Raw genomic sequence first — 14,446 nt, forward strand, 5'->3', positions numbered from 1 at the left:
CCGCAAGCCAGAAGAGATCAGACTTGTTCACCGCTCGTTTTTGAACCGTGAATCACGCCGTAAAACGGAAATCAATGGGTCCCGACGCTAGTATAGTAGTGTCAGCCTTCTTCCAGATAGGTTCACAGTTTCCGCAGCAAAATGAGATTGGTTCGAATTCGTCTTACAGCACCGCCACCATCGGTCTTGGTGACCGTTTCATTACCGATCAGATAACTATCCGCACCAATGCCAGCGGCGTCGGAGTTGTCGAATTGGAAGGTTCCGCGACGGACATTGACCTTTGCGTCCCCCGTCAACAACTCACTCACTTGACCCAATAGTCATTTCGCCAACCAATGGCGCATCATGCACATTTCGCCCGCTGACATTTGCGAAGACTAAAGAGTTTCCAGTTCCCAGGGGGCATGCTGCTAACTTCATCGCCTCGCTTGCAAGTTGAACATTTTGATAAACAGCACCAACTTCTTTGAGGACCAATGAGTACGCCAATGCACCGTAGGCGGTGCGGGTGGTCGCCATGTCAGCAGTTAGAAGAAGCAAAATTTGTGTGTGCGAAACACAGTTGGCTGACACGGCGGCATCTTTCAAAAGACTCTTGAGAGCAGGACTGAATTCGCTAACCCTTGTGAGGCCGTGACGCCTGCTATCGTAGGCATAAAGCCCTGGCACCAAACCGTCACAATGATTAACAACAAGATACGCAGTCAATGGGTGTATACCACCACCACTGGGATAGGAGCGGTGACCATTCTCTTGGTAGAAACATCGGAAAAGCAACTCGTTGAGCTGCGCAAGACTGATCGGTGTGCGACCTTGATCACGGCGACTTCTTCGACGGCGGGACACCAGCATATGCGGCGGGTCGCTTGCAATAATATCCGCGATATCGGGAAGCGGCAGCGCAATGTCCGGAACATGTTTGGATGGGTGTTCAGACTCATGCGATTTCCCCGTTTTTCCGAGTTTATTCCTTGCGAAACCGAGGCGTGTTTGACTGTGGAAAAGCGCTTCATGCACAGGCGGTTTAGGTGCCGCAGTGCCGTCCAGCAAATCGCACCACGTAAAGAGCCGCATCAAAGCCTCGAAAGCAGGGGGGGCAAGACCCGGCACGCAATTTTGGGCCTGCGCCGCCTCAGCGCCCTCGGACAGCCCAAAAAGCAATGGGCCAAGCTTTGGGTCCAACAGATCTATGGTCGCCCAACTGCCCGGAGCCAGCGCTCTGAACCCATTTTGTTGGGGCTGCAAAAGTGTCTGTTGAGAAAGCCGAATAGTAGCATCCGGTTCGAATACCGGAAGTCTGCTGCTGGGCGCGCGTTGTGGCACACAAACAGCGATAGGCTGAGCGTTCTGCATGACGAAACGGCAGAGAAAGCCGCGCTGATCGAGGCGCAACAAGAACGACGCACAGTTAACCTCTGCATCTGGGCTTGGGTCGAGGCAAGCCGTCAGTTCCTCCTCACTCAAACAGCCTTGGGCGAGTTTCTTGGCAAGCGAAATATGGGCATCGTCGGTAATAGATATCGATTCAGTAGCGCTGTGCAATTTCGCAACTTCGTCGGTCTCGTCGAGCAGGACGTCGGGAGCCAACCCATATGCCCAAATATTTGGCTGGTTCATCACGAATACCCTTGCAGGACGTCAAATTGACTTTGCCGCCCGGACCGGCCGGCACCCAAAATGCGCGGCTCAATGCGAAGTTTTTTCACCGCAGCCCGATCGACTTTCTCAGTCAGCTGGCGGATACGTTCGGAAATGTTTCGAGCTTTGATCTGGGCACGGGACCGATCATCTTTGTAAATGATGCTGACCTTGCCCGGAACCTTTTTCGCTTCCACGAGGCAGATCTGCGCAAGCCTGATTTTTTGCGAGTCTCGAACACCGGATATTGGGGCGACGGGCTGACAACGCTGGACGATCCTGAAATCTGGCGCCAGCGTCGCCAACTCTTGCTGCCGCTCTTTCGTTCTGCGTTGCGCGAACCTCGACTTTTCTTGACGGGACAGCTCACGGAGTCGATCACTGCCCATTGGGCGGACAGAGAACCGATTGACCTTGCGCATGAGGTTCGGTTGTTGATTGCTCGCATCGCGCTGCGGACAGTTTTGGATGCCGATCTTGAGGGTTGGGGGACTGCTCAGGAGCGCAGTGGCCTTGTGCCTTACCTCGAGGGTTACGGAGAGGATTTCACTGCGACTGCGGGCGGTACCGAAGGAGCGGTGCAAATGACGCGCCCTCGGGCACCCAGAAATATGGATGGGGTCCTGGCCATCATCTGCGCTCGTTTTGAGGAATTTGTTGATCGAGGTGACGTTCTCTCGGCCTTGGTGAGGGCACACCACATGGCTCCCGACGTTCTTTCCAAACAAGACGTCGTGGGGGAAATTGTTCAGATGCTTTTTGCAGGCCATCTAACTATGCCATTCGCTTTGACGCAGTTCTGGACCGACATTGCCGACAATGATCTGGACTGGCAACTGGTCGATGAGGTGGCAGCCCTTGATGATGCTGAACGTTTCAGTAATGCGACGCTTGGCACAAGCCGAACAATGGCGATTTTGCGAGAGTCGATGCGAATGACGCCCCCGGCACCAATTCTTTATCGTGAAGTGGCGCGCGGCTTTCGATTGGGTGACCACCAACTGGCTGAAGGGCATGGAATTTGGGTCTGCCCGGGTCTGCTGCATCGAGATCCTCGTTACTTTTCGCAGCCTTCTGAGTTTCAACCTGAACGCTTTGCCGCGGGTCGTATTCCGCCGGTTTCGGCCAAAGCGTATATGCCTTTCGGGGCCGGTCCAAGAGTTTGTATTGCGGCTGCTCAATCCTTGTCACAAATGGTCGTCATCATCCAAACAATAGCGCGCAGCTTTAAGTTGGAACCTGTCCCGGGAGCGCCCAACAGATTTGAAGTCCGACGTCGGTCTGCAGCCGGAAGCTACACAAGTCCGTGATGTATGCGCTTCATTTAGGTTAACTCTTAGCCAGAAGACACACTCACAACTTGATCGTGTTTTTTGCCTGTGTGAAAAGGTTAACAAAAAGCAGCAAATCAATACAAATGTGCAGACGATAGTCAACCAACGGAGGAATACTCAATGACAGCACCAACGAATGAAGACTGGGGTAAAATGCATGCAAAAGCCTGGAAAGACCCGGAATTTCGGACGCTGCTCGAACAAGACCCAACCGCCGCAGTAAAGGCATATGGCGAAGAAATCGGCAAGACTTTTTCAAAGATCGTGAATGTCGGAGATAAACCCGACGACGTTCATGATGATGATCTCCACGAGCATGATACTGCTGTTGCGCCACCGGCCTGCTGCTGAGGGCAAGCGCTCTTATGTACGACAGTGCCCTTGCGGCACCACGGTTCAAATCCAGCATCAAGGCAATCGTAGTTCCCGAAGAAGGCTTGTACTTGTTCAACGAGCAAGGTCACGTCTGCCTGAAGTCTACGATTTTTTCCGATCTGGCACCTTTTCTGGACGGAACACAGTTGGTCGAGGATATCTTCGGCCAACTGTGTCAGAGCTATGCCAGCGCCGACATTCTCTCTGCTCTGGACCTGCTCAAAAAGCGTGGATTTCTGGCCGAACGCAGCTCGGTGTTGCCGCGCGACCAGCAGGCCTTTTGGGAGTTGGCGGGGGTGAACCCTGCTGAAGCGGCAGAGCGTGTGAAAAACACGCCGGTAGATGTCGTCTGCATTGGCCGAATTGGCGGCAGTCTGCGCGCGCTTCTCGAAAAAAACGGGGTGCGTGTCGTTGATCGCGGCGAGTTGAGCGTTGTTGTAACCAACAACTATCTTGCCGCTGAATTGGACGCATTGAACAAACGGTTTGTTGCAGAAGGTCGGCCGTGGATATTGGTCAACCCAGGCGGCATTCAAAGCTGGCTAGGCCCTGCATTTCTTCCCGGTGAAACAGCGTGCTGGGAATGCCTCGCAAATCGTCTGAGATGGCACCGTCGCGTCGAAACCCATATTGGCACACTTTCAGGTTTGGCCGGCACCCGCCTCGCCCCAGAGTCCAACAATGACACTTCGCAGATCGCAGCACTGGCAGAAATCGCTACTGAAGTGACCCGTTGGATCGGCGTCGGCGGCCCGTCGGTGTTGGCTAACCGGGTGATCAGCACGGACCATTTGTCGATGGAACGGCAGGAGCACATTCTGACACGCCGACCGCAATGCCCGGTATGCGGTGACAATTCCACAATGCCCGAAACACCACCTAAACAAAATCTACAGCCGCGCCCCAAAATTCGTGGCTCAGATGGTGGGCATCGGTCTTGTCATACCAATGATGTGCAGGCTATTCTGGATCGAAATGTAAGCCCGATCACCGGTATTGTTGGCTCACTCGACCCGGGTGTTCGGGGTGGTTTTTCCGGCCAAGGGTCTTGGATCACGCCAACCTACTCCGCCGATCACAACTTTTCTGACCTGCATGACACCCGGTTTTTTCTGCGCGAAGGACTTCGGCGGCGATCAGGTGGAAAAGGTCGCAGCCCAGAGCAGGCGCGTATCAGTGCGGTGGCTGAGTCCCTGGAACGCTACTGTGGCGTTTTTGATGGCACCGAGCCTCGGCGCCTTGCCGCGCTCAAGGACCTAGATGCACCGGTCATTTTACCGAACGAATGCCAGGGCTACAGCGCTCAACAATATGCGGATCGTGCTGCGCTTAATTGCAAAGACCACAAAGCATACTGGGTGCCGGAGCCATTTGACCGGGGAGCCGAAATCGAATGGACACCGCTTTGGTCGCTGAGCGATGACACCATGCGATACCTGCCGACATCAATGTGCTATTTCGGCTATCAAGGCACCGGATCCACCTATGGACGTGCGGATTCCAACGGCTGCGCCGCTGGCGGCACACTGGAAGAAGCTATTCTGCAGGGTTTGCTGGAGCTGATTGAAAGAGATGCCGTTGCGATCTGGTGGTACAACAGGCTGATCCGCCCCGGTGTTGATATCGAAAGTTTCCGTGACACGTACGGGCGCGACCTGGTGTTGTATTACCAGCAGATAAACAGAAACCTACGGGTGATAGATGTAACAAGCGACATTGGCATACCTACCTTTGCGGCCATTTCGGGCAGAATAGACAAGTCCGAAGAAGACATAATTTACGGGTTTGGCTGTCATCTCGATCCCGAGGTGGCTCTGTCGCGGGCGCTTACGGAAATAAACCAATCTCTGGAAGCCGTCCCAAAAGTGGGCGGTACGGCCGTCGAAACGACCTATCTCGGCAGTTCCGAAGCGATAAACTGGTGGCGGACAACACGCCTGTCCGAAGCCAGCTACCTTGTACCCGACACCAAGCAACCGATGCTGAAGCTGAATGAAAGCGAAAGTCTGGCAAGTGACGACATTCTCTTGGATATCGAAGCTTGCGTATCGCGTTTGAAACCCGTTGGCATTGATGTCCTGGTTCTCGACCAGACTAGGCCAGATGTGAACTTTCCAGTGGTACGGGTTGTGGCCCCAGGCCTGCGCCATTTCTGGGCCAGGTTTGGACCAGGGCGCCTTTATGACGTGCCCGTGCGTCAGGGGTGGCTTTCTACGCCAACCCATGAGCAGGACCTGAACCCCCACGTGATACAATTTTGACCCATTGAGTGAGGACCCCCCCAGATGACTAGCAGCTATTTCGACTATGCCCGTCCATTCGACATCATGATCGGAATGTGGACCGGCCACTCAATCGTTTATGACAACAAGGGGAAGTACCTCTACACCGGACCCAGTATCCTGACGATCGACTGGAAAGAACCCGGGAAAGTAATGCACTACAGGCAGGAAGACCTTGGAAGCCTGGACGAGCTGATACAAGAGCACGAACATGGTAAGGCGCTTAAAGATCTGTTTGTGCTGCGTGAGTTTGAACTGCAGGTCGACGGCAAGTCCTGCGAATCGATCACCGGTGACATCAAAGTCCACGGTGTCGAGAGTTCCCCCGGAACCTACCTGTTTCATTTGAACTTCCCGACCGGGGACTACTACAACAATCAGTATTTCCTCAATCCCAATCAGCGCCGGATAATCGGTCCATTTGTGCCCCGCGATGCAGAAGGAAGGACAGACGGTTTCCAATTTGTCGTCTCGCAAACCTTTGAGCGAATTTCCTACGACGTCCCCGAAAACGCGTTCTGACTCCCGTGCCAAACCCAGCCGTTCCACAGCCAGCTCAGTCACGATTGAAAGGCGACCAAGCGCTTGTCATTGGTGGGGGTATTGCGGGACTGCTTTGTGCAAACATGCTAAAGGACCGTTTTGCCAATGTTACGGTTCTGGAACGGTCAAACTACGTGGAACCTTCGGATGGCGCACCCGCAACACGCCCCGAAGTGCCGCAAAGCCACTGCCTGCACATGTTGATGGGAGCTGGCGCCCAAGCTTTTGACGAACTGGTTCCGGGTTGGCGCGGCGAATTGATTGCACGCGGTGCGGTGGCTTATGATGCGGGTGCAGATGTTGCCATGCGGGTGGCCTCAGGGTGGTTGCCGAGGATTGAAACTGGCATAACCCTCTATGGCGCTTCACGCGGGCTCATCGAAAACGCGCTGCTAGCAGTGCTACGCGAAGCCCGCAATGTGACGATTCAAACGGTCCAGCGCGTCATCGGGCTTGAGGTCTCGCGGGATGGCGAACGCGTATGTGGTGTGAGGCTTCAGTCGACCAACGGCGCTTTACAAGTTTTAAACAATGTTGATGTGGTTGTGGATGCCAGCGGTGCCGCCTCGCGTCTGCCACGCTGGCTTGCCGGGATTTATGGCGAGCAGCATCAGATCGCCCGGACCGAAGTCGCACCGGGTCGGCAGTATGTTTCACGATGGGTGCGGTTGGCACCAGATCAAACCCCGGACTGGCAAGGCCTTGCGTTGGCGCCGACCCATGGACGTGCAGGGATGATGATGCGGGCAGAGAACGATCTGTGGGGGGTGGTGCTGCAAACTCCCGAAGATGTCGCATTGCCGACCAATGACGAGACTTTTCTTGCGTCAGCGGCGATGCTACCAGCTACAGAACTTTATGACGTCCTGAAACGCGCAGTGCCGGTGACGCCCCCGCATCTGTTTGGTCGCACCGCAAATCGCCGTCGGCACTACGAAAAATACTCCTTCTGGCCAGACAATCTGTTTGCAATAGGTGACAGCGTCTGTGCGCTTGACCCCTATGCCGGGCTGGGTATGACGGCGGCAGCCCGAGGTGTTCAGTTGCTGCAAGGTTATCTGAATCAGCCAGACCTTAAGACAATCAACACGGCAAACCGCTTCCAGTCTCAACTTGCCAAGCATAACCAGTTGCCCTGGATGATCGCAACGAACGATTGGACAACAGCTGCGTCGCAACCCGGTTTGGCAGATCAGATCAACAGCCTTACACGGGCTGCCCCTTTTGATCCTTCTTTGGCCATAATGTTGTTGGAACTCCAGCATATGCTGCGCACACCGGAAACCCTAACGAATGAGGCTGTTTCATGAAAATTGCTGTACTGGGCGGCGGAACGGCCGGTTTCATTGCTGCAGCCCACATGACCCGCTATTTCCCGAATGCTGAGCTGTGGCACATTTACGATTCCCGCATCCCGACAATCGGTGTCGGAGAAGGAACAACACCACGCTTTCCTTTGTGGCTGGACGAGGTCACAGGCATCGGACCGGACGAACTGGGCGCGCGTTGTGGCGCGACAGTAAAGCTTGGGTCACATTATGAAGGATGGGGATCAAATAGCGCGGATTTCGTGAACAGGTTTCAGCCACCGCGTCTTTTCGGATACCACTTTGACGCCGGTCGTGTGACAGGGATTATCAGTGATCATGTACGGGCAAAGCAGCTTGATGCCCGGGTTGTGTCCCTTGAGGTTTTGCCCAGCGGCGTTGCCATCGGTTTTGAGGATGGCAGTCAACTGGACTGCGACTATGTGTTGGACGCGCGGGGATTTCCTGCGGGAGCTTGGACGCAAGCGCCGGAAGATCCCGAGATCATTCGCATGGATTGGATACCTACTGGCCGCGCGATGGTCCGCCGTCTGCCCCCCAGTACCGAAACCAGCATGTCCCGTTTAATCGCCCGACCGCATGGGTGGATATTCCAAATCCCGCTGCGGGACTGGACCTCCTGCGGGTATGTCTTCAATCCTTCACTCAGCAGCGACGAAGACGTTCTGGCGGACTTCGACGTTTTTCTCAAAGAAGAGCAGGTTGAACCAACGGAAATTCGAGTGCGTGTCAGTTTCCCGAACTTCATGCGCCGCAACTGGTTTGACGGTCGCGTTTTCACCATTGGCAACGCCGCGTCATTCGTCGAACCACTTGAGGCCACGGCCATCGGTGCCACGATCATGCAAGTCCGCATCGCGCAGCGCTGGATGACGGAACACCACCCGCAAAGCGCGCCGGACGTGGGTGCCGTGGAACACGCGAACCGGACCATGCGCTCTTATGTCCTGCGCAACTCACTGTTTATTTCCTGGCACTACGCGCGTGGATCGCGATGGGACAGTTCGTTCTGGAACTTGGCTTCCCGCAGTCTTGAGCGCGCGCGCGGGCATGAGTTCCTGGCGGGCCATATGAATGCGATGACCGATTTTCTGGACGTTGGACGCGACTTGCCCGGCACAGAAATCGGAACCTGTATAGAACAGGATAAGTGGGAGCGGGAAATACTGCCAAAGCTGACGAAATTCATCCCGTTTGGCAACTTTTCGGAACTCAACTTTGCACAAGTCGGCCATGGTATAGGATACTATGGTGCAAACAAAATGTCGGTGGGTGACAGCGCAAATGGCTAACGTGCAGATGTCTTTTGTTCCGGGCTTCCAATTGTCCGAAACTCTCTATGAAAGCTCCAATTCGTTCGTGTTCCGCGCAACGCGCGACTCTAATGGGGAACGCGTTGTCATAAAAATCCTCAAAAGCGATTTTCCCAGCGCCAGCAGGCTTGCGCGCTTCCGCAGCGAGTTCGAGATAACCAGCGGTCTGAACCTACCGGGCGTGATCAAAGCTCTGGACTTACAGCGCCATGACAAATCGCTCATGATGGTCCTGGAAGACTTCGATGGAACCTCTATCGCAGAGTTGCTGTCGACCCGGGCAATGTCACACGAAGAATTCACTGAAACCGCTATTCAGATTGCCCGCTCTGTTGACGGCATTCATCAGGCGCAGGTCATCCACAAAGATATTTCGCCTCAAAACGTGCTCATCAATCCGGGCACTGGCGAGGTGAAACTGATCGACTTCGGGATTGCAACGCAGTTTTCGACCGAGCACCCGATCCTGAAAAGCCCCGAGGTTCTGGAAGGCAGTTTGCCCTATATTTCGCCCGAACAAACCGGGCGCATGAATCGAACGCTTGACCATCGCACCGACTTTTATTCGATGGGCGCGACCTTCTACGAGATGCTCACAGGTGTGCCGCCTTTCGAGGTTGACGACAAACTAGAGCTTGTACACTGCCACGTTGCCCGCGAACCTGTTCCTGCCCATAGGCAAAACCCGGACGTATCACTGGCACTGTCCAAGATTGTCCAGCGAATGATGGCCAAAAAGGCCGAGGATCGCTATCAAAGCGCCCTTGGCATCATTGCAGACCTAGAAGCAGTACGGCTTGGCGTCAATCTCGACCAGTTTGTACCGGGTCTCAAGGATCGTACGGAGCGTTTTTCGGTCCCTGAACGACTTTATGGTCGCGATCAAGAAGTGCACACATTGCTCGAAGCATTTGAAAGGGTGCGTCAGGGACCAGCCGAGATGATGTTGGTGTCCGGCTCGTCAGGTGTTGGCAAGACGGCACTGGTGAACGAAGTTCATAAACCGATCACCCGAGCGCGCGGTTATTTCATCAAGGGTAAATTCGAACAGTTCAAGAAAAACGACCCATATTCGGGCCTTACGGTCGCATTGCAGGACCTTGTGCGGCAATTGTTGACCGAAAGCCAGACGCGTCACGCAACCTGGCGCAAGGACCTAAACGAAGCTTTGGCCCCGAACGCATCGGTCCTTCTGGATGTTGTGCCGGAACTTGAGTTGATCATCGGGCCACAGCCTGCTGCACCAGAGCTGGACGCCACAGAGGCCATGAACAGGTTCAACCAAACCGTTCGCCGGTTTTTGCGCGCGCTTTGTGCCCACGACCGGGTTGTCGTCCTGTTTCTGGACGATCTTCAATGGGCCGACAGCGCGACGCTGGGGCTTTTGAAGGTTGTTTTGACCGGCGATCAGATCGGGCGGCTACTTTTGATTGGCTCGTATCGCAGCAACGAAGTGGACGCGATGCATCCCATGTCGCTGGCACTTGAATCGGTTCGGGAGGCTGGCGGGCGTCTGTCCAATTTGTCGCTTGCGCCACTTGGCGTGCCCGATATCGCAAACTTGATTGCGGACACGCTCCATTCGGACGCGTTACAGGTTATCGAACTGGCGCAACTCGTGGTGCAAAAGACGCAAGGCAACCCGTTTTTTGCACGGCAGTTTCTGATGGACCTGCATCACGAAAAGCTGATTGTCCAAAAGACAGTAAACTCCAGCGTATCCACGAAATGGACATGGGACATCCAGGCGATCCGCGCGGTACAGATCACCGACAATGTGGTCGACCTTCTGTTGGAAAAACTGCGCAGGTTGGAGCAGGGCACACAATCAGTCCTGCAAATTGCGTCCTGTATGGGCAACCGATTTGACATCGACACGCTCGCGCTGATCTTAAAAATCGAACCTGAGGAAGCGTTTGACCGCCTGCTGCCGGCCATTCGGAAAGAGATGATCCAGCCGCTTTCTGATTTGGTCGTGACGGAAACGGATAACGTCTTGTCCCCGCTTGTCGTGCGGGACTTTGAGTTCCAACACGACCGTATTCAGCAGGCCGCTTATGATCTAATCGACACTGACAGTCACAACAGCGTACATCTTGCCATTGGGCGCCAGCTCAGAGCCCGGTTGACATCGGAAGAGTTGAATGACCGAATTTTTGAAGTTGTCGATCAACTCAACATCGGGCGGGACAGAATGGAAGACCGTGCCGAGCAGCTCGATCTTGCGCATCTTGACCTCATTGCCACACGCAGGGCTTTTGACTCGGCTGCCTATGAGGCCGCACTGTCTTTTGTGAACGTTGCGTCAGAGCTTTTGGGACCGAACGGCTGGGACGAAAACTATGAGCTGATGTTTGAAGCTCAGCGCCTGTCCGCATCGCTCGAATACTTGACCGGCAATTTCGAACGATGCACGGAAATTGTGACCACAACGCTGGCACACGCACGAACTGACCTTGAAAAGGCGGAAATCTTCTTCACGCGTATTGCGCAGCATACTTTGCTGATGGAATTCGACGAAGCTATTGATGCAGGTATCAAGGCCCTGGGGCTCGTCGGCGTCCAGATGAGCCTCGATAATCTGGAAGAATCGGGCCAAAACGCGATCGGCCAGGCAGCGGCGATGCTTGGGGCCACAAACCCGGCGGCGCTTTTTGACAATGCAGATGTCGACAGCCCTGAAATCGCGCTGGCACAACGCAGCTTGCGGCATCTGACCATTGCGGCGTTCCTGAACAACCAAGAGTTATTCCCGCTGATTGTCGGCACCTCGGTACAATTGTCATTGAAGCACGGTAACGCGCCGGAATCTGCACTGTTTTTTGCCAATTTTGGCCTGATCCTCGGCGCGTTCATGGGCAAGTACCGCGAGGGTGCGGCATTCGGTGAGCTGTCCTTGCGGCTCTGCGACAAGTTTGGCGCACGTGCCCCGACAGCAACTGTGTGTCTGGTTACCGGCGTGGAGCTCATCCCGTGGGTGCAGCACGTACGTAATGCGATACCCGTGATCGAACGGGGTTATCGCGAGGGGATGGATTCAGGCGACATTCTTTGGGCGGGGTATCTGGTAATGTACCGCGTCGTGATTGACAGCTTCGCGGGCAAACCGCTTGAAGACATACTGGATGCGATGCCAACCCAGTTGGACACCATCCAACGTGCGCAAAACCACGGTGCTGCTGCTGGCATTAACGCGTATCGGCTGGTGCTTTCAACGCTGGCGGGACGTACGCAATCCAGCACAGATTTTTCCACCGAAGATCTGGACGAAGCAACATTTCTGGCCGGGTGTGAAGAGAACCAGATGTCCATGGCCATCTGTTTCTATAGAATTCTAAAAGCCCAAGCCCTTTATGTGTTCGGGCGACCGCAGGAAGCGCTTGCTGAGACGCGTTTGGTAGAGCCGATCCTCAGTTTTGTCGTCAACCATCCCTGCCTTGCCGACCATCTTCTCTATCAATCGCTTTCAATCGCCGCGCTTCTTCGGGATGGCGAGCCCGATCCCGATATGCAAAGCCGTCTGGAGGCAAATCACGAAAGGCTGAACCAATGGGCGGAGTCCGGCCCGGACAACTTCCTGGCTAAAACCCTTATCGTGAGGGCGGAAATTGCGCGTCTGAACGGCAATGATGCAGATGTGCTGGACCTGTTGGACGCGGCCATTGACGCAGCACAGAAGGGCCGGTTTCTACAGGATGAGGCCTTGGCGTGTGAACTGGCCGCGCGACACGTGATTGAGCGTCGACCCAGCGCTCGGATCGGTTCGATGTACCTGCGCGATGCGCGGCATGCCTATCGTTTGTGGGGCGCGCATCGCAAAGTGGAAGAGCTGGAGCTGGAGTTCCCTCAACTCCTCACCGAACACCGTGATCGTCGCGCAACCACGCAACAGATCACTGAAAGCCTGACCTCAACTACCGAAAAAACGACCAATCAATTCCTGGGACAGGATCTTGACCTGAATACGCTGCTGAAGGCGGCTCAGACGATCTCAGCGGAAGTGGTCCAGGGGCCGCTTCTGGATCGGTTGCTTGGAATTCTGATCGAAAACGCCGGTGCTCAACGCGGCGTGCTTTTGCTTGCACATGGCGACGAACTGATGATCGAGGCAGAGGTCAGCGTTACACCCGAGGTTGGTACATTCCAGAATCCCGTTCCTCTTGATTCCGACCAAGGATCCAGAATTCTCCCGACCAGCGTAATCAATTTCACGGCGCGAACGCACGAGGTCGTACTGGTGGACGACGCTCAGCTTGACGAGCGTTTCATGGTTGACCCGCACGTTCAGCAAAATGAAACGCGTTCCGTTCTGTGTCAGCCTATCCTCCACCAGAACGAATTGATTGGCCTGGTCTATCTGGAAAACAATCTGGTGAATTCGGCCTTCAAACCGGAACGAGCGCAACTGCTGTCGCTGCTTTCAGGACAGATTGCCGTTTCAATGCGCAATGCTGAGATCGTTGAACATCTGGAAGAAAAAGTTCGCGAGCGGACTGAACAGCTTGAGGTTCACGCAAAGTTTCTTGAACAGACCTTCGGTCAGTTTCTGGCCACGGAAGTTGTGGACCAGTTGTTGAGATCGGCGGATGGGGTGGACTTCAGCGGGAAGAAAACCACGGTTACCATGTTGATGTCAGATCTGCGGGGCTTCTCGACCCTTTCTGACGAGTTGCCGCCGGAAAGCATTGTGGCAATGCTGAATACATATCTCAGCGAAATGACCAACGTCATCCAGAAATACAATGGCACAATTGATGCCTTCATCGGCGACGCGATCTTGGTGGTGTTTGGCGCACCCTTGCAACGGCCCGACGATGCTGACCGCGCTGTGGCTTGTGCGTTGGAAATGCAGCAACGGATGGGTTGGGTTAACGAGTGGAATACCAGAAATGGCTTCCCGGAAATTGAGATGGGCATCGGTCTGAACACGGGTGAAGTCGTCGTTGGCAATATCGGTTCTGATAAACGCGCCAAGTATAGCGTAGTGGGTAGAACAACCAACCTGGCAGCGAGGATCGAAAGCTACACCGTCGGTGGCCAGATACTGATCGCAGATAATACGCGCGAAGCCGTCAAAACGCCTATTGAACTAGGAGCGATGCGCACGGTTGAGCCCAAAGGTTCTGGCGATCCTCTGAAGCTTTATGAATTACTTGGCATCGGGGGCATCTACGCGATCACGCTTTCATCGCAATCTGTGGAGATGGCAGACATCAACTTGCCCGTTGCGCTCTCGTACAGAGCCGTTGTCGCTAAACAGGTCGTGGGTGTGGCGCAGCACGGCCAGCTTCTGAAGCTTTCTCCCGTCGCAGCGTGCATACAATCCGATACAGCACCAAAGCCTTTCAGTGATCTTCAGTTCCAGATCAAGTGGCAAGGCGGGTCTGGCAGCGATCTGACGCTTTACGCTAAAGTAATGGACCAGCATCACGACGATGGTTGTTTTATGGTGCGCTTCACAGCGGTGTTGCCAGATGCGCGCGCGACCCTTGGTGAGATTATTGAGAAAAACAGAATGTTACGCAATGGCTCCTGAACTCTAGCGTCATGACCCATTGATTTCCGTTTTGCGGCGTGATTCACGGTTCAAAAACGAGCGGTGAACATGTCTGATCTCTTCTGGCTTACGG

Annotated in this window: 9 protein-coding genes; 7 read left to right on the forward strand and 2 right to left on the reverse strand. The window is 54.6% G+C overall.

From position 1 onward, the window contains the following. Positions 1-122 precede the first annotated feature (122 nt). Positions 123-299, reverse strand: coding sequence for a hypothetical protein (locus tag ACR0J0_RS23320; RefSeq protein WP_480666378.1), 177 nt, complete (start codon positions 297-299; stop codon positions 123-125). A 4-nt stretch (positions 300-303) separates the two neighbouring features. Further along, complete coding sequence (locus ACR0J0_RS23325) at positions 304-1,620, reverse strand: SagB family peptide dehydrogenase (RefSeq protein ID WP_480666379.1); 1,317 nt, start codon at positions 1,618-1,620, stop codon at positions 304-306. On the opposite strand from ACR0J0_RS23325, the gene ACR0J0_RS23330 reads away from it, so the two are divergent. The 7 genes from ACR0J0_RS23330 (at position 1,596) to ACR0J0_RS23360 (ending at position 14,352) form a co-directional block, all read left to right on the forward strand. Then, the gene (locus tag ACR0J0_RS23330; RefSeq protein WP_480666381.1) at positions 1,596-2,951 is read left to right on the forward strand and encodes a cytochrome P450; all 1,356 of its coding nucleotides are present in this window, start codon (positions 1,596-1,598) and stop codon (positions 2,949-2,951) included. The genes ACR0J0_RS23325 and ACR0J0_RS23330 overlap by 25 nt on opposite strands. A 144-nt stretch (positions 2,952-3,095) precedes the next feature. Next, positions 3,096-3,326, forward strand: coding sequence for a hypothetical protein (locus ACR0J0_RS23335; RefSeq protein ID WP_170518819.1), 231 nt, complete (start codon positions 3,096-3,098; stop codon positions 3,324-3,326). A gap of 14 nt (positions 3,327-3,340) precedes the next feature. Beyond that, a complete protein-coding gene (locus ACR0J0_RS23340; RefSeq protein WP_480666382.1) occupies positions 3,341-5,611 on the forward strand; it encodes a TOMM precursor leader peptide-binding protein in 2,271 nt (756 codons plus the stop codon). A gap of 24 nt (positions 5,612-5,635) precedes the next feature. Beyond that, entirely contained in the window at positions 5,636-6,154 is a 519-nt protein-coding gene (locus ACR0J0_RS23345) for a hypothetical protein (protein ID WP_480666383.1), read from the forward strand. A 104-nt stretch (positions 6,155-6,258) separates the two neighbouring features. After that, positions 6,259-7,485, forward strand: a complete 1,227-nt coding sequence (locus ACR0J0_RS23350; RefSeq protein WP_480666384.1) for a hypothetical protein — start codon at positions 6,259-6,261, stop codon at positions 7,483-7,485. Then, complete coding sequence (locus tag ACR0J0_RS23355; protein ID WP_480666385.1) at positions 7,482-8,795, forward strand: tryptophan 7-halogenase; 1,314 nt, start codon at positions 7,482-7,484, stop codon at positions 8,793-8,795. Before ACR0J0_RS23350 ends, ACR0J0_RS23355 begins: the two co-directional genes overlap by 4 nt. Beyond that, on the forward strand, positions 8,788-14,352 hold the full coding sequence (locus tag ACR0J0_RS23360) for an AAA family ATPase (protein WP_480666387.1): 5,565 nt from the start codon (positions 8,788-8,790) through the stop codon (positions 14,350-14,352). Before ACR0J0_RS23355 ends, ACR0J0_RS23360 begins: the two co-directional genes overlap by 8 nt. The last annotated feature ends 94 nt before the right edge of the window (positions 14,353-14,446 follow it).

The sequence above is a fragment of the Ruegeria sp. BF12 genome (assembly GCF_056538705.1).